Consider the following 14,409-nt stretch of genomic DNA (forward strand, 5'->3'; position numbering starts at 1 on the left):
CCCGCCCGCGAAGGGCGGGACCCCTCATACGGTCCGTACAACGGCGTACGGAACACCCGGCACCGCGCCCGCCACGTCCCCGACCAGGGGTGGCGGGCGCCGTGGCGTTTCCCGGTCGTATGAATGCGTTCCGCTGCCCCGGCGTCGTGGTGAGGGCTACGCTGCTGCCCGCCAAGGGGACCGTAGGAGCGGGGAGTTGTCGCATGGCCAAGCCGAAGGGTGAGGGTGGCGCGGCGCAGACGCCGGAGGAGTTCGCCCGCGAGGAGCTGCGGCGTCACCGGGAAGCGGCGGGGCTGACCCAGGCCGCGCTGGGCGAGCGGATCTTCGCCACCGGATCCTACGTCGGGCAGATGGAGGGCGGTCAGCGCCGTCTGCGCCCCGAGATCGCGGTACTCATCGACCGCGAGCTGGGTACGGGGGACTACTTCTACCGGTTGGCGAAGGCGTTCAAGTCCAGGTACGTCGAGTACTTCGCTGCGGCGGCCGAACTGGAAACCCGGGCGACGGCCATGTACGAGTACGGCTCCAGCCTGGTGCTGGGCCTCCTCCAGACGGAGGATTACGCGCGCGCGGTGATCAGGGGAGGCAATCCCACCGTGCCCGAGGAGTACGTCGAGTCCTTGGTCGCGTCCCGTATGGAGCGCCAGCGCCTCCTTGACGACCCCGTAACCCCTGAACTGTGGTTCGTCCTGCACGAGGCGGTTCTGCGGACGCAGGTGGGAGGGCCCACTGTCATGGATGCCCAACTGCGGCACATCGCCGCCCGCGTCCGCGACAACAGGATCGTCGTGCAGGTGGTCCCGTTTTCCGTCGGAGCCCAGGGCACTCTGGGCTCGCTGGTCAGCATCATGCAGTTTGTCGACGCGCCCGACGTGGTTTACACGGAAGGCCCCCGGGTGGGGCACTTGATCGACTATCCGGCCCTGGTCCAGCGCCACTGGAAGCTCTACGATCTTGCGAGGGCCGCTGCGCTGGCACCGGCGGCATCCTTGGCCTTGATCGAGTCGGTGGCGGAGGAGTACGCGAAATGCGCGCAGACCTGAACGGCCTGTCCTGGCGGACGTCCTCGTACTCCAACTCCGACGGCGCCAACTGCGTCGAGGTGGCCGACGACCTCCCCGGCATCGTTCCCGTCCGCGACAGCAAGCAGGCCGACACCGGGCCGGTCCTGGTGTTCCCGGCCGCTGCCTGGTCCTCGTTCATCGGCGCGGTCAAGAAGGGCTGACGTACAGCGGTTCTTCGTACCCGTCGGGCGGGACGCGTCGTCAGCCGATGCCGAAGTGCACGTACTGCGGCTCGATGTGGCGCCGGGTGGTGCCGCCCTGGAGGGTGTAGCCCGAGGCCACCCATTCCGAGGTGTTCGGGTGGTGCCGACGGCAGCTGAGGTAGTCGCCCCACGCTTCGTCGGGCGGCCCGTCGGTCCCGGCGCGGGCGACGGTCAGGCGCCATTCGCCGCCGTCGCGGAAGCCGACGACGTGCGAGGGGTGCCGGGGGCCGCCGCCGAGCATCAGCGACACCCCGACCACCCCTGCCGCGTTCGGGCAGGCCGCGGGATAGGCGAAGGCCGACTCCGTGTTCCAGATGTCGGGCTCCTCCACCATCAGTTGGGTGGTGACGTCGACGACCGCTGCCTTGACGTACGGCACGGGCCGCTCGGGCCTTGGGCCGGCGGTCCAGAGGAAGCCCGCACGGGTCCCGGTGATCCAGCCGCCCGTGATCCGCGGGTCGACCGGGCGTCCGAGCCAGTTCGACCCGTCCGGCCCCCGCGAGATGTATGGACCCGCACTCCACGGGCCGGGCTGGACGTCGAACGAGCCCACCGTGTTGGAGGAGTCCGGCCAGCCGTGGACGCGCAGCTTCGTCCCCGCCGTGTGGCCGGCGAAGAACATGCTGTCCGATGCCCCCTGGGTGAGCCGCAGGGACCCGACGCTGGTCGTCGTGAACGACTGGTGCGTCAGATCGGCGCCCGCGCGCAGCATGTCGAGCGGCATCTTGAAGGCCACCGCGGCCTGCCACCGGTTCCTCGGCTCTGTATGGTCGAACAGGTTGAACGTGAGGTACAGGTGGTTGCTGCTGACCGCTGCGTCGGGGTAGTCGAACCACCGGTCGGTCCACGCGGGATTGACGTCACGGGGGCTGATGTCCCACCAGTGCCATGTGCTCGGGGTCGCTCCAGGAGCGACGGCGACCCGGAAGACGTTGTTCCCGCCCGGGACGGCGAGGTACTGGAGGATCCAGATCCAGATGTCCCGATCGGGTTCGTAGAGGGTGACCTGGTCGCAGCAGAACCCGTCGGCGGCCGGGGGAAGCAGGGTGAAGGGGTCCACCTGTGTCCAGCTCTTGCCGTTGGTGGTGCTGCTGCTGGCAAACCAGTTGCCGGTGACGAAGATATTGCTGTTGGCCGTCGCGACGGTCGTCTCGTTGATGGTGCTTGTCCGCTGGCCAGTGGCCTTGTCTACGAGGCCGATGTTCTGGATGAGGCTGACGTTCGCCATGGCTTGTGCGCTCCTTGGAGAGCTGCGGCGGAGAGCCCGCGTTCACGGACCTCGGTGACTACTCGTCGGGCACGGTCTCCGGCGCTTGGTCTGGTGTGGGGCCCATGGGCTTGCGTGGGCGCTGGGTGAACTTCTTCTCTCGCGCGTCGAGCTGCTTGACCGTCGGCGGCTTCGGCTTCTTCGCGCCCGTGTCGCCCTGTGGCGCCGGCTCATCCGGGCCTGGGAGGGACTGGGCTGCTCCGGCATGGGAGAGCTTGGCATCCTGCGCCCTGTACTCGGGGCCGGTGCCGCGGTTCACATTCGACATGTTTCATCCCCTTGATCGCGCTGTTCTCCGATGGATTTCTCGGCAGATCGATTTCCCCCAACCGCTGTCATACCCATTGGGTGTCTCGTGTGGAGAGATGTCAAGTGCATGCAGTACTGGTGGAAGTCGATCCGTTTCCCCTTCATATGTCACTCGTTCAAACTCCCGGGTGAGTGAGGGAATGGGGGAGAGGTTCGATCTCACAGACCGGCCAGCAGTCGTCCGGCGTAGCCGGCCATCACGGTCCAGAACAGCCCCGTGTATCCGCGCTCGCCGATCCTTGTGTTGAAGCGCCGCCCGAGAAACGTCGCGGCGAACATCAGGGGCACGCACACCAGGGCAACGAGGTAGTCACTGCCTGTCAGTAGCGATGCCTCCGTCCAGACGGCCGTCTTGGTGGCGTCGCCGGCGAGCGAGGCCAGGGACAGCGCGCCGACCAGGTGGAAGCGGTCGAGGTCGAGTCCGCGGACGGCAAGCCCCTTCAAGGGGCCCGAGGTGCCGCTGAATCCTGACGTCGCGCCCGCGGCGAAGGCCATGACGGGTGAGCTCAGCCGCCGGGAGCGCTTGAAGCCGAGTGACTCGATCAGGAATGCTGCGACGAAGCTGACGATGACCGCCAGCGTCACTGCGCGCTCGGGTGCGAGAATCAGGAGTTTCGCACCCAGGAATGTGCCGGCTGCCACCAGCAATACGATGACGGTTGCCTTCCGGTACGGAAGTGTTTTCCGGTAGGCGAAAACCTTGACCAGATTGTTCGCGGCAAGGAGGAGGGCCGCCAGCGCCACTCCGGACTTGGTTCCGAGGAGCAGGGCCAGAGTGGGAACGAGAATCAGGCTTCCCCCGAACCCTGCCGACGCGGAAAGCGTGAACGCGGCCACCACCGCCAGAAGGACAACCGGAAGCAGATGTGGCTCCATCGGTGCTCCTCAGTTGCTCATACCCTTCCACGATCCTGCGCCCGACCGGGATCTGCCACCGGGCGTGTGGCGGGCCGGTGGCACCGGGACCGGTCACATGCAACACCCGGCACGGCGCCCGCCACGTCCCCGACCAGGGGTGGCGGGCGCCGTGGCGTGTTCGGGGGTCAGGCGTCGGGCGTGAACTCGTAGGACAGCTCGTAGAGGTGGCCCGCCTTCACCATGACGGTGACTTCGATGGGCCGGTCGCCGTCGCCGTACACCGTGCGGAGCGTCCGCAGGACGGGCAGGTCGCCGGGCAGCCGCAGTGCCGCGTACTGCTCCTGGGTGGCGATGCGGGCCGAGACCCGGTCCACGCTACGGCGGGGCGGGTGGCCGAGTTCCGGCAGCAGGGTGGGTGTGCCGCCCCTGATCCTGCGGGGTTCGGCGAGTGCGGTGCCGCGGGCGATGTCCACGGGATAGTACGAGCTCACCAGCTCCGCCGGTTCACCGTCGATGCTGATCAACTGGCGGCGGCAGACGGCCGGACCGCCCTCCGGCAGACGGAGCGCCGTACTCACGTCGCCGGTCACCCGGACCTCGGCGACGGACAGCAGCGTGCTGCGCGCGGCAGGGTGCCCCTCCGCCATCTCGGCCAGCCACGGGTGGGCGGCACCGGCCGGGGCCGGGGAGAGCGAGCGCTCCGGGTGTACGGTCCGCTGCCGGTTCTCGCGTACGGTCACCGCCGCTCCGGCTCGCCCCACGGCCAGACCCTCGGCCTTGAGCAGGTGCACCGCCTTCTGGATGGTGGCGTTGGACGCGTCGAAGCGGGTCTTCAACTGTGCCGTCGACGGCAGATTGCCCCCTGCGGCGAGATCGCCGTTCATGATCTCCTCGCGGAGATCGGCCGCGATGCGGGCGTGGAGCGGCCGCGGGTCGCCGCCGTCGGCTTCATGGCTGGGCACGGTCATCCGATCCTGATCTCGTACTGCAACTGCTGGCGTCCGGAGGGCATGAGCATCACGTCGGCCTGGAACGCCCGATCCGCCGCGTCGTACGTGGTGCGGGCCAGCTGGAGCACCGGTTCGCCCGCGCCGAGGCGGAGTTGCTCGCGCTCCTCGGCGGTCGGCGGACGGGCCGTGACGTTCTCGACGACCCGTACGCCGGTGTGCCCGAGGGCCGCCAGCAGGGTCACGGCGCCGCCGGAAATCTTCGCCGTCGCGGCCAGCGCGGTACCCGCGGCGATCTCCACGGGGTAGTACGTGTCGGTCAGTTCGGTCGGTTCGCCGTCGAGCTCGATGACCCTGCGGCGGACCACCACGGGGCTGCCCTCCGCCAGGCCGAGCATCGAGGCGACACCGGCCGTGGCCGCCGCCTCGCCCGCGTGCACGATGCGCTGGGTGCCCCGGTGCCCCGCCCCGGCGGCCTCCTCGGCCCACGCGTCCCCCGCCCCTGCCGCGCGGGGAGCCAGGTACGGCATCGACGTGCTGGTCCACCCGCTGCCACTCACGATGACTCCCACCCGTCCCGATTCCCGCTGTCCGTACCCACGTTAGGCGAATCCGGCGACGGAACCCGTGTCATTCCCGTCCGTCCGTCGGACAGGCGCGACGCTACCCGGCGGTACTGACACCCGCCTGAGTACGCGTACTCAGGCGGGCACGGATCAGCGGTTGAACAGCGGTGACGCCGCGTTCTCCGAGGTGCTCTGCCAGTACGTCACGCGTGCCTTGTCGTCCATGTACACGCCGCCGGAGGGCAGTTGGAGGAGCGTTCCCTCCCCCGTGTCCTCCTCGGGGCTCTGGCCGTGCGGGGCGAGCGCGAGGTCGGTCGTGCGCGTGCCGGCTCCCTTGCCGCCCTGCCGGGCGAGCAGGCCCGCGTAGGCCTCCTTGCCGGGGCCGAGGACCACCGGGGTCTCGGGCTTGCTGTTTTCGAAGACGGCCACCAGCCGGCCGTGCCCGTCCTTGACCCGGAGCACCGGGTAGGTGGTCAGCAGACAGGCCCTGGGGCCCGTGTTGACCACCGTGAGCAGGAGCTTCGAGTCGTCCTTCGCCGGCGGGACGGCCCACTCGACGGACACGTGCGCGTACTCGTCGGAGCAGTTGTTGTTCTTGCCCACTGGTTCGCCCTCCGCCTCGCCGGGCCGGGGCACGGGGGAGGCGGTGGCCGAAGGGGAGGGGGAGGGCGCCCCGGAGGCGGCTCCCGGCGTGGAACCGGAGGGCTTCGGAGCCGCCGTGGCGCCCGCCTTGTCATCGGCTCCGGGCCCGCAGGCCGTGGTCGTCGCGAGGAGCGTGGCGGCCGTCAGGCTCAGGAACGCGAGCGTCCGGGTACGCCCGGCTGTCGTGCGGTGGCGGTAGGTGTGCATCACGATCCCCCGTGGCGGCTCTGCTGGGTGTCCGGCCGGTCGACCGGCCGGCCGGCTGACATGGTTCAGCCCGGTGCGGTCAGAATGCCCGGCGGGGCATCGGATTCACGCCGCCCGGGGGATCGTTACAGGTCGCGCATCCGAACGCCACGCTCCCGTCACCCGTCATCGGTCACCCGTCACCCGATACCCGTCATCCGGCCGCCGGCGCCGGGTCCTCGCGCGGCGGTTCGTCGTCGTTGCCGCGGCGCTGGGTGCGCAGCCCGTGCTCCGGGAGCCACGTCCGTACCACCAGGTCGTCGCCCTCGACGCCGATGTGGACGACCTCCGTCAGGTCCGCGTAGAAGAGGTGGAAGGGGTGCGGGGTCTCCGTCTCCTCCGCGTACCGGTGCAGCTCCGGCGGGTCGACGAGCTCCACCGCGCGCCCGGAGATCCGTACGTCCCCGTCCGGCATGGTCTCGCCCGCGCCCGGATTGGTGTGCAGGGCGAAACGCGGGTCGCGCTGGAGATCCCTGGCCTTCATCGAGCCGGGCATCATCCCGAGCCACAGCTCCCCGCCCCGGATGTCGACATTCAGCCCCGCCACCCGGGGAGAGCCGTCCTTGCGCAGAGTGGCCAGGACGTGGTGCGGGTACTGCGCGAAGCGGGCCCGGACGGCCGCCGCGAAATCCGGTTCCGCCTTCTCGAAGACTGCCCAGCTGGTGTGCGTCATACGTCCATGAAAGCGCGGGCACCGGCGGGCCGGGGTCAGGCGCGCACGATGCCCGCACTGCGGGCCGCCGCCAGCCAGGCCGGGAACTCGCCGACGAGACGGTCGTACAGTTCGCCGTCCGGCACCGCGCGGGGGTCCTCACCGGCGTGGAAGTAGCCCGCGTTGTCCACGGCCCGCTTCGCGGGCACGGGCAGCTCGTCCAGCCGGCGCAGGAAGTCGAACTGCGTGCTGCGGGTGTTGCCGAAGCCGACGAACTGCCAGAAGAGCGGCAGCCGGGCTGCCTTGCACAGGTACTTCTCGGCCGCGAGCTTGTTGATCGGCCCGCCGTCGGTCTGGAAGACGACGAGGGCGGGTGCCGTGGAGCCCGAGTCGAGGTAGTGGTCGATCACCGCGTCCATCGCCGCGTGGTAGGCGGTCTTGCCCATGTGGCCGAGGCGGGACGCGATCTCGGTGACCCGGCCCTCGTGTCCGGCCAGGGAGATCTCCTCCACCGCGTCGACCTCGGTGGAGAAGAAGACCACCGGTACGCGGGCGTCGTCGTCCAGGTGCGCGGACAGTCCCAGCACCCGGTCCGCGAGGGCCTGCACGCTGCCGTCCTGGTAGTACGGGCGCATCGATCCGGAGTAGTCCAGGACCAGGTAGACGGCGGCACGTCCGCCCTCCATGCCGTGCTTGCGCAGGGATATCCCGGCGCTCTTGTAGAGGTTCACGAGGGCCGGAGCCGACTCCTCGACCTTGCGGAGGCTGATGGCGCTGCTCGTCATGGGGCGAGGGTACGGGGCTGGCCGCGGGCCCCGGTCACTTCGGGCGGCGCACCTGGGCCTCCCTGAGGAGTTGCGGGTACGGCGTCTGGGCCATGGAGCCGCGCACGAATGCCAGACCGTACCGATCCGCGGCCCGCCTCTGCTCCGTGGGGTCGTTCAGATTGAAGACCTTCTTCTCGCCCGGGCTTGCGACATCCACGTAGACGACCGGCCTGCTGCGGTACAACCACCAAACGGTCACACGCTCCCGGCCGCGAGTCATGTTCAGGAGTTCGCTGCTCTGGGAGATGTTCGACTGGTATCGGAAGTAGTCCTTATTGACCGGCGTGGGCCCCGGGGGCTCGTCGTCCTTTCCCTCCTTTTTCAGCTTTCCCCGCCACTTCCCGGACCTGCCATAATCGGCGTCCATGGTCATCCTGTCCTGCCTGAAGGCGTAGGCCGATATCTGGGCCGTGACCGCCTCGTAGTCGAGCTTCAGGGGATCTTTTATTTCGACGACCACGTCCTCTGTGATCTCCTCCTCGGGGTTCAGTTCCCGCCCCGGCGGTTTGATCAACTCGCCAGGTTTGATCAGTTTGAACCTGTCCTTCGGGTCACTCGCGAGCTTTACATGGATCCAGTAGATGCTGCCGAGGATGTGAACCGGAACCTCGCCGGAGTTCTTCAGGCGCATACGGACCCGCACGAACATCTTCGTCCCGTCTTGGTTCAGGCTCGGCAAGCCGATCTCTGACACGCCCTGCACCAGGGGGCGCGATACGGAGGGAAGGTAGACCTGGGTGTACGCCAGGTTGGTGACGACCAGGAGGGTGGAAACGATTGCCCCGACGGCGATGCGGCCGGGGTTGTGCAACACCTTCCAGACCCGGCGGCGGCAGAGCACCCACAGACTCCATGAGGAACAGAGCACGAGGCCTATGTAGAGCGCCAGACACTGGGGGTCCGACGGCGTTTCCCTGTTGGCCACGTACATGAGAAGCAGCACCGCTCCGACGAAGAACTCGACCATTGCGCCGAACAGCAGAGCCGGACCCGAGTGCCTCGTCTTGCGCTTCCGCCAATAGTCGAAAACCGCCACGAAGGCGATCAGTTCCATCATGGCCATGAAAAGGAAGAAGAATCCCGTCACCCGGCCGGCGAAGGTCAGGGCGTCGAACGAGTCTTTTAAGCCTATCCAGGTGCATATTGCGGCGGTGGCCAGGAAACCGACGGCCATGGCGGCGCCGGTGATCCGTCGACCCCAACTTTGAGCCGGCCAGGCGGTGCCGTCTCCGCCGCGCCATTCGATTTCGTACTCGGAGGTCACGCCGGCGCGATGCAGGACCCTCTGCAGTTCGCGGGGGCTCCACACCTTGCCTGTGGGCTTGCCGTCCACCACGACTTTCCGCAGGCCGACATCGTCCGGTGGTCCTACGACCACATTGGGTTTGTTCTCCATGGCGTCAGCCTGCGCCCGCACTCGGCTGAACGCCGCTGGGGCACGTTTCCCAGGAGTGCCTCCCGTGCAACGCAGGGGACACAGCCGTCACCCGAATGGAGTAGCAGGGCGCTCACCCGGACCTGTGCGGGGCGAGGCTGGAGGTGACCGTGTCGCTCGTCCCTGTATCGGAGATTCTGATGCGTACACGACTTCTAGAGATCATCGCCGCCGTGGTCCTGACCGTGGTCGGCGCCCTGGCTCCTGCGGCGCAGGCTGCCGCCGTGCCCGCCATAGACGGCGACACGTGCATGCGAGGCAAGGGGACTGTGGAGTACGAATCCACCAGGGATTCGTGGATCTGTGTCGACGGCAAGTACGACGGCGAGCCGATCGACTGACCCCGCCCATGCCCATGGACCCCTTTCCCCCGAGGGATACGACTGCTAGAGATATGACTGGTAGTCATACGGGGGAGGGGCTCCATGGGGCGTGCCGGGCTCGACGGGAAGGTTGTCGTCATCACCGGCGCCGGGCGCGGCCAGGGGGCCGCCGGGGCCCGGCTTTTCGCGGAGGCCGGGGCGCGGGTCGTGGTCACCGACGTACGGCAGGACGAGGGCCGGGCCGTCGCCGCCGAGCTCGGGGATGACGGGCTGTACGTACGCCACGACGTCGCCGACCCGGCGAGCTGGGCGGCGGTGGTCACCGCGTCGGTCCGGGCCTTCGGCACGGTCTCCGCGCTGGTCAACAACGCCGCCCAGTGGCGCACCGCCCACGTGGAGGAGCAGCGGCTCGACGACTTCGAGGCCCTGCTGCGCGTCAACCTGCTGGGGCCCTTCCTCGGCATCCAGGCGGTCGCCCCCGTGCTGCGGGCGGCCGGCGGCGGCTCGGTCGTCAACGTCTCCTCCACCGCCGGGCTGGTCGGGATCCCGGGCCACGCGGCCTACGCATCCAGCAAGTTCGGGCTGCGCGGACTGACCCGGTCGGCGGCGCTCGATCTCGCCGGGGACCGGATCCGGGTGAACTCGGTGCACCCCGGGGCCATCGACACCCCGATGGTGGCCGGAGCGGTCGAGGGCCGGGACTTCTCGCACCTGCCCCTGGGCAGGATCGGGCGGCCCGAGGAGGTCGCGGAGCTCGTGCTCTTCCTCTGCTCGGACGCGTCCTCGTACGTGACGGGCGCCGAGTTCACGGTCGACGGCGGGATGACCACCGCCTGACCACTGCCTGACCCGCACCTCACACCCCCGCACCCCCGCACCCCGGGCATCATGGGGCCATGGCTGATCGAATACGGCGACTGCCCGGCGCGTTCCTGCGCAACTGCCTGCTTCTGGCAGTGGAGTTGGGTGCGATCTGGCTGCTGCGCGGCCCGGAGGGGCTCTGGGTCCCCGTCCTGCTGGCCGTCTTCGTCGCCGGTGCGGCCGTACCGCACGGCACCGACGCCGAGTTCGTGGCCCGCACCGCCGTGGCGCTCACCGCCGTCGGGATCGCGGTGCTCGGCGGGGTCACCTGGGACCGGCACGTCCTGCACGACCGGGGCCGGGAGGAGACCGCGGTGGTCGCGCAGCGAACGATGGTGGAGGACGGTGCGGGCCTGTCCCCGTCGCTGCGCCTGCGCACCGAGGCGGGCCGCGACCTGCCCGGCCCGGTCACCCGCGACCTCGCGGTCGGCGCACGGCTGACGGTGACGGTGGATCCCGACGGGCCGGCCTGGGCCCCGGGCGGCCGCCCGGACCGGCCGCTGTGGCAGGCGGCCGGCACCGGCGCCCTCCTCCTGCTCCAGACCGCGCTCCTGGTCCGGTTCTCCCTGCGCCGCTCCCGGAGCTGACGACGCGACGGCGCAGTGGCCCCGCCGACCCGCCGACCCGCCGGCTAGTGCTTGATCTTGTAGGAGCAGCCCTTGGCGTTCGTGACGCCGTCGCTCTCCGCGACCACCTTGCCGTCGACCTTGATGGTGCAGGGGGCCTGCTGGAGCTTGCCGTCGGCGCCCGTGATCGTGCCCGGGACCACGCTCACCAGGTAGCCCACCTTCTGCTCCGCGGCGGTCAGTTCGGCGGTCCCCGACTTCGTCCACGGCAGGGTCTGCTGTTCGAAGCCGCTGCCGATGCCGCTGTACATGACGGCCGTCTTCCCCGTGCCGCCGACCTCCAGGGTCACCTCGTGCTTGGCGCCCCCGCCCGAGCCGGCCGGGGCCGACGAGGGGCCGCCCTGGCCCTGCTGCTGGGAGGCCGCGGGCTGCGGCTGCTGCTTCCCGCCCTCCGGGGCGGGCTTCGGGTCCGCGCTCCCGCAGCCGGTGAGCAGCAGCGCCGCCGCGGCGCACAGCGTCATGGCGGTGATGGTCCTGCGCATGTCCTGATACCTCGATCTTGTTGCCTGGTACGTGTGATCGAAAACGTGTGATCGAGAACAATGGACGCATGACGACACGTGCCCGTTCCTTCGACGCCGCAGCCGCTTCCTACGCCGCCCACCGGCCCGGCTACCCGCCGGCCCTCCTCGACGCCGTCGAGGAGCTCGCCGGGCGCCCGCTCGCCGGGGCACGCGTGGCGGACGTGGGCGCGGGCACCGGGATCGCCACCGCCCTGCTGCACGAGCGCGGCGCAGAGGTCCTCGCCGTGGAACCCGGGGACGGGATGGCCGCCCAGCTGCGCAGGGCGCACCCCCGGATCCCGGTCGTGCGCGGGGACGGGGACCGACTGCCGCTGGCCACCGGCGCGTTCGACCTCCTCACCTACGCCCAGGCCTGGCACTGGACCGACCCCGCCCGCTCGGTCCCCGAGGTCCGCCGTGTGCTGCGCCCCGGCGGCGCGCTCTGCATCTGGTGGAACGACGCGGACCTCACCGTGCCCTGGATCGCCGAGCAGGAGGCGCGCCTGGCGCAGTTCTTCGGGGCGGCCGAGGGCAACGGTTTCCGTACGCTGCCCCGCGGGCTCGGCGGGTTCACCACCCGCTCCGTGCGCTGGTCCCGGCGCATCCCGCTGGACGCGCACCTCGCCAACCTCACCAGCCACTCCGCCTTCCTGATGCTGGGCGAGGCCGGCACGCGTGAATACGTCGCAGCGGAACGGGAGCGGCTGGCCCCGCACTTCCCCGACGGCACGGTCGAGGAGAGGTACGTGACCGGCCTCCACGTCACCCGGGTGTGACCGGCCGCAGGACCTCCGCCCGGCAGGCCGACGGCGTGCCCCAGGCGTCCCGCAGCGGGCGTGCCTTGCGCAGCCACAGCGACAGGTCCAGCTCCTCGGTGTAGCCGACCGCGCCGTGGAGCCGGAGCGCCGTCATGGCCGCGCGGTACGCCGCCTCGCCGCAGCGCAGTTTCGCCGCGGCCACGTCGCCGGGGGCCGTCGACAGCGCCGCCGCCCACAGCAGCGGGCGGGCGAACTCAAGGGCCAGGAGGGTGTCCGCCAGCCGGTGCTTGACCGCCTGGAAGGAGCCGATCGGCGCCCCGAACTGCGTGCGCTGCTTCACGTACCCGACCGTCCGTGCCAGCAGGGCCTCGCCGACGCCCAGGCACTGGGCCGCCGTCAGCAGCCGCGCCCAGCGTCCGGTCACGGCGGCCGCCCGCGTCACCGCGGGTCCCGCCGCGAGGAGTTCGCCACCGGCCGCCGCGGGCCGCGACAGCCGCCGGGCGGGGTCCGTCGACCGCAGCACCTCCCCGGGGGCGGCCAGCCGCAGCTCGCCCGCATCCGACACGGCGAAGCAGTGCGCCGCCGCGTCCGCGTCCAGGGCGTACGGGCCTCCGCCGCTCCCGCCCGGCAGGGTCAGCGTGGCCCAGGCCTCGCCCGCGACCAGGCCCGGCAGGAACCGCTTGGCGAGCGCCTCGTCCCCCAGCTCGGACAACAGCACCGACACGGCGGCGCTCTCCACCACCGGCCCGGGCATCCCCGCCCGGCCCAGCTCCACGAAGCCGAGCGACAGCTCCGGCGCGAGCAGCCCGGCCCCCTCGTACGCCTCGGGTGCGGCCAGCGCGAACAGACCCGTCGCCGCCAGCCGGGAGCGCAGCTCGTGGCCGGGCCCGTGCTCGCCGTCCGACCAGGCCCGTACCACCGCCGGGACCTGCGCCGAGCCCAGCAGGGAGCGCAGCGTACGGGCGAAGTCCGACTGCTCGTCGGTCGGCAGGAAACGCATCAGCGGCGGCCCTTCGGCAGGCCGAGCAGCCGCTCGGCGATGATGTCGCGCTGGATCTCGTTCGTCCCCGCGTAGACCGGCCCGGCCAGCGAGAAGATCCACGGCTCGGCCCACTCCCCGTCCGCGCGTTCCGCGTCCGCGCCGAGCAGGTCCAGCGCCGTCTCGTGCAGGGCGATGTCGTACTCCGACCAGAACACCTTGTTCAGGCTGGACTCGGCGCCGGCCGCCCCGCCCGCGGCGAACCGGGCGGCGGCGGCCCAGGTGAACAGCTCGTAGGCGCGCGCCCCGACCACCGCGTCGGCCACCCGGTCGCGCAGTGCCGTGTCGGCCGGTTCCCCCTGCGCGTGCCACAGCGCGGTCAGCCGGCCGGCCGCCGCCAGGAACCGGCCGGGGGAGCGCAGGGTCAGCCCGCGTTCGTTGCCGGTGGTCGACATCGCGATCCGCCAGCCCTGCCCGGGCTCCCCGATCACGTCCTGGTCCGGTACGAAAACCTCGTCGAGGAAGATTTCCGCGAAGGCGGGCTTGCCGTCGAGGCGGCCGATGGGCCGCACCGTGACCCCGGGCGCCCGCAGGTCGAACATCAGGTACGTCAGCCCCTGGTGGGGTTTCGGGGTGTCCGGGCCGGTGCGGAAGATACCGAAGGCCCGGTCGGCGAAGGCCGCCCGCGAGGACCAGGTCTTCTGCCCGGACAGCAGCCAGCCGCCCTCCGTCCGGACCGCCCGCGAGGTCAGCGAGGCCAGGTCGGAGCCCGCCTCCGGCTCGGACCAGGCCTGTGCCCAGATGACCTCGCCGCTCGCCATCGGCGGCAGCACGCGCGCCCGCTGCTCGGCCGTGGCGTGGTCGAGGAGGGTCGGTGCGAGGAGGCTGATGCCGTTCTGCGAGACCCGGCCGGGTGCACCGGCCGCCCAGTACTCCTCCTCGAAGACCAGCCAGTGCACGAGGTCGACGCCCCGGCCGCCGTACTCCTCGGGCCAGGACACCACCGACCAGCGGTCCGCGTGCAGCCGGGCCTCCCACGCGCGGTGCGCGGCGAAGCCCTCTCGGGTCTCCAGCGAGGGCAGCGGGGAGGAAGGGACGTGGTCGGCCAGCCAGGCGCGCGCCTCGGCCCGGAAGGCCGCCGTCTCCGCCGTCTCGGTCAGGTCCATCGGGTGCCCGCCTCCTCGAACGCCGTCACTTCCCTAACAAGTGTTTGGTAGGTTAACGTACGGCCATGAGCAGCGTCGAGGAGTTCGCATGAACGAGCCCCGGTACACCCCCGGCCACCACCTGCTGCAGGACCGCACCGCCGTCATCACCGCCGCCGCCGGGGCCGGCATCGGCGG

18 protein-coding genes are annotated in these 14,409 nt (G+C 70.7%); 6 read left to right on the forward strand and 12 right to left on the reverse strand.

Translation table 11 applies throughout. The features are described from left to right. Positions 1-203: 203 nt before the first annotated feature. Complete coding sequence (locus AAT21_RS04295; RefSeq protein WP_046775300.1) at positions 204-1,043, forward strand: helix-turn-helix domain-containing protein; 840 nt, start codon at positions 204-206, stop codon at positions 1,041-1,043. Further along, complete coding sequence (locus tag AAT21_RS04300; protein WP_046775301.1) at positions 1,028-1,225, forward strand: DUF397 domain-containing protein; 198 nt, start codon at positions 1,028-1,030, stop codon at positions 1,223-1,225. The genes AAT21_RS04295 and AAT21_RS04300 overlap by 16 nt, the downstream gene beginning before the upstream one ends. Positions 1,226-1,265: 40 nt before the next feature. Here AAT21_RS04300 and AAT21_RS04305 read toward each other — a convergent pair whose 3' ends face one another. The 9 genes from AAT21_RS04305 to AAT21_RS04340 form a co-directional block, all read right to left on the reverse strand. Continuing rightward, positions 1,266-2,495 (reverse strand): hypothetical protein, encoded by a 1,230-nt coding sequence (locus AAT21_RS04305; RefSeq protein ID WP_046775302.1) that lies wholly within the window; start codon positions 2,493-2,495, stop codon positions 1,266-1,268. 58 nt (positions 2,496-2,553) lie between these two features. Beyond that, positions 2,554-2,802 carry a hypothetical protein gene (locus tag AAT21_RS37350; RefSeq protein ID WP_157879621.1) on the reverse strand — a complete coding sequence of 83 codons (249 nt, stop codon included), beginning with the start codon at positions 2,800-2,802 and terminating at the stop codon, positions 2,554-2,556. 200 nt (positions 2,803-3,002) lie between these two features. Then, positions 3,003-3,719: a sulfite exporter TauE/SafE family protein gene (locus AAT21_RS04310; protein WP_046775303.1), complete on the reverse strand. Its 717-nt coding sequence runs from the start codon at positions 3,717-3,719 to the stop codon at positions 3,003-3,005. Positions 3,720-3,886: 167 nt separating this feature from the next. Beyond that, a complete protein-coding gene (locus AAT21_RS04315) occupies positions 3,887-4,669 on the reverse strand; it encodes a GntR family transcriptional regulator (RefSeq protein ID WP_046775304.1) in 783 nt (260 codons plus the stop codon). Then, positions 4,666-5,208 carry a GntR family transcriptional regulator gene (locus AAT21_RS04320; protein ID WP_046775602.1) on the reverse strand — a complete coding sequence of 181 codons (543 nt, stop codon included), beginning with the start codon at positions 5,206-5,208 and terminating at the stop codon, positions 4,666-4,668. The genes AAT21_RS04315 and AAT21_RS04320 overlap by 4 nt, the downstream gene beginning before the upstream one ends. A gap of 156 nt (positions 5,209-5,364) precedes the next feature. Then, positions 5,365-6,063, reverse strand: a complete 699-nt coding sequence (locus AAT21_RS34330; protein ID WP_052757634.1) for a DUF4232 domain-containing protein — start codon at positions 6,061-6,063, stop codon at positions 5,365-5,367. Positions 6,064-6,256: 193 nt separating this feature from the next. Beyond that, positions 6,257-6,775 carry a pyridoxamine 5'-phosphate oxidase family protein gene (locus AAT21_RS04330; RefSeq protein WP_046775305.1) on the reverse strand — a complete coding sequence of 173 codons (519 nt, stop codon included), beginning with the start codon at positions 6,773-6,775 and terminating at the stop codon, positions 6,257-6,259. Between the two features lie 35 nt (positions 6,776-6,810). Beyond that, positions 6,811-7,539 (reverse strand): vWA domain-containing protein, encoded by a 729-nt coding sequence (locus AAT21_RS04335; RefSeq protein WP_046775306.1) that lies wholly within the window; start codon positions 7,537-7,539, stop codon positions 6,811-6,813. Between the two features lie 34 nt (positions 7,540-7,573). Then, the gene (locus AAT21_RS04340; RefSeq protein WP_157879622.1) at positions 7,574-8,977 is read right to left on the reverse strand and encodes a hypothetical protein; all 1,404 of its coding nucleotides are present in this window, start codon (positions 8,975-8,977) and stop codon (positions 7,574-7,576) included. Between the two features lie 179 nt (positions 8,978-9,156). On the opposite strand from AAT21_RS04340, the gene AAT21_RS04345 reads away from it, so the two are divergent. From AAT21_RS04345 to AAT21_RS04355, 3 genes are all read left to right on the forward strand, one after another. After that, on the forward strand, positions 9,157-9,357 hold the full coding sequence (locus AAT21_RS04345) for a hypothetical protein (RefSeq protein WP_157879623.1): 201 nt from the start codon (positions 9,157-9,159) through the stop codon (positions 9,355-9,357). A gap of 84 nt (positions 9,358-9,441) precedes the next feature. Beyond that, complete coding sequence (locus AAT21_RS04350; protein ID WP_046775309.1) at positions 9,442-10,176, forward strand: glucose 1-dehydrogenase; 735 nt, start codon at positions 9,442-9,444, stop codon at positions 10,174-10,176. Between the two features lie 59 nt (positions 10,177-10,235). After that, the gene (locus AAT21_RS04355) at positions 10,236-10,787 is read left to right on the forward strand and encodes a hypothetical protein (protein ID WP_157879624.1); all 552 of its coding nucleotides are present in this window, start codon (positions 10,236-10,238) and stop codon (positions 10,785-10,787) included. Positions 10,788-10,831: 44 nt separating this feature from the next. Here the strand turns inward: AAT21_RS04355 and AAT21_RS04360 are convergent, their stop codons facing one another. Then, complete coding sequence (locus AAT21_RS04360) at positions 10,832-11,308, reverse strand: hypothetical protein (protein ID WP_046775311.1); 477 nt, start codon at positions 11,306-11,308, stop codon at positions 10,832-10,834. Between the two features lie 68 nt (positions 11,309-11,376). Between AAT21_RS04360 and AAT21_RS04365 the strand changes: the two genes are divergently transcribed. Further along, positions 11,377-12,105 carry a class I SAM-dependent methyltransferase gene (locus tag AAT21_RS04365; protein ID WP_046775312.1) on the forward strand — a complete coding sequence of 243 codons (729 nt, stop codon included), beginning with the start codon at positions 11,377-11,379 and terminating at the stop codon, positions 12,103-12,105. Here AAT21_RS04365 and AAT21_RS04370 read toward each other — a convergent pair. Both AAT21_RS04370 and AAT21_RS04375 read right to left on the reverse strand, forming a co-directional pair. After that, positions 12,092-13,087 (reverse strand): acyl-CoA dehydrogenase family protein, encoded by a 996-nt coding sequence (locus tag AAT21_RS04370; RefSeq protein WP_046775313.1) that lies wholly within the window; start codon positions 13,085-13,087, stop codon positions 12,092-12,094. The two genes, AAT21_RS04365 and AAT21_RS04370, sit on opposite strands and share 14 nt — an antisense overlap. Further along, positions 13,087-14,232 carry an acyl-CoA dehydrogenase family protein gene (locus tag AAT21_RS04375; protein WP_046775314.1) on the reverse strand — a complete coding sequence of 382 codons (1,146 nt, stop codon included), beginning with the start codon at positions 14,230-14,232 and terminating at the stop codon, positions 13,087-13,089. Before AAT21_RS04375 ends, AAT21_RS04370 begins: the two co-directional genes overlap by 1 nt. Positions 14,233-14,409: the final 177 nt, after the last annotated feature.

It is taken from the genome of Streptomyces yangpuensis, assembly GCF_001005295.1.
GTDB classification, from domain to species: Bacteria; Actinomycetota; Actinomycetes; order Streptomycetales; family Streptomycetaceae; genus Streptomyces; species Streptomyces yangpuensis.

Coding starts and splice junctions, on each gene's coding strand:
- AAT21_RS04295 (WP_046775300.1), top strand. CDS start 204: ATGGCCAAGCCGAAGGGTGAGGGTGGCGCGGCGCAGACGCCGGAGGAG.
- AAT21_RS04300 (WP_046775301.1), top strand. CDS start 1,028: ATGCGCGCAGACCTGAACGGCCTGTCCTGGCGGACGTCCTCGTACTCC.
- AAT21_RS04305 (WP_046775302.1), bottom strand. CDS start 2,495: ATGGCGAACGTCAGCCTCATCCAGAACATCGGCCTCGTAGACAAGGCC.
- AAT21_RS37350 (WP_157879621.1), bottom strand. CDS start 2,802: ATGTCGAATGTGAACCGCGGCACCGGCCCCGAGTACAGGGCGCAGGAT.
- AAT21_RS04310 (WP_046775303.1), bottom strand. CDS start 3,719: ATGGAGCCACATCTGCTTCCGGTTGTCCTTCTGGCGGTGGTGGCCGCG.
- AAT21_RS04315 (WP_046775304.1), bottom strand. CDS start 4,669: ATGACCGTGCCCAGCCATGAAGCCGACGGCGGCGACCCGCGGCCGCTC.
- AAT21_RS34330 (WP_052757634.1), bottom strand. CDS start 6,063: ATGCACACCTACCGCCACCGCACGACAGCCGGGCGTACCCGGACGCTC.
- AAT21_RS04330 (WP_046775305.1), bottom strand. CDS start 6,775: ATGACGCACACCAGCTGGGCAGTCTTCGAGAAGGCGGAACCGGATTTC.
- AAT21_RS04335 (WP_046775306.1), bottom strand. CDS start 7,539: ATGACGAGCAGCGCCATCAGCCTCCGCAAGGTCGAGGAGTCGGCTCCG.
- AAT21_RS04340 (WP_157879622.1), bottom strand. CDS start 8,977: ATGGAGAACAAACCCAATGTGGTCGTAGGACCACCGGACGATGTCGGC.
- AAT21_RS04345 (WP_157879623.1), top strand. CDS start 9,157: ATGCGTACACGACTTCTAGAGATCATCGCCGCCGTGGTCCTGACCGTG.
- AAT21_RS04350 (WP_046775309.1), top strand. CDS start 9,442: ATGGGGCGTGCCGGGCTCGACGGGAAGGTTGTCGTCATCACCGGCGCC.
- AAT21_RS04355 (WP_157879624.1), top strand. CDS start 10,236: ATGGCTGATCGAATACGGCGACTGCCCGGCGCGTTCCTGCGCAACTGC.
- AAT21_RS04360 (WP_046775311.1), bottom strand. CDS start 11,308: ATGCGCAGGACCATCACCGCCATGACGCTGTGCGCCGCGGCGGCGCTG.
- AAT21_RS04365 (WP_046775312.1), top strand. CDS start 11,377: ATGACGACACGTGCCCGTTCCTTCGACGCCGCAGCCGCTTCCTACGCC.
- AAT21_RS04370 (WP_046775313.1), bottom strand. CDS start 13,087: ATGCGTTTCCTGCCGACCGACGAGCAGTCGGACTTCGCCCGTACGCTG.
- AAT21_RS04375 (WP_046775314.1), bottom strand. CDS start 14,232: ATGGACCTGACCGAGACGGCGGAGACGGCGGCCTTCCGGGCCGAGGCG.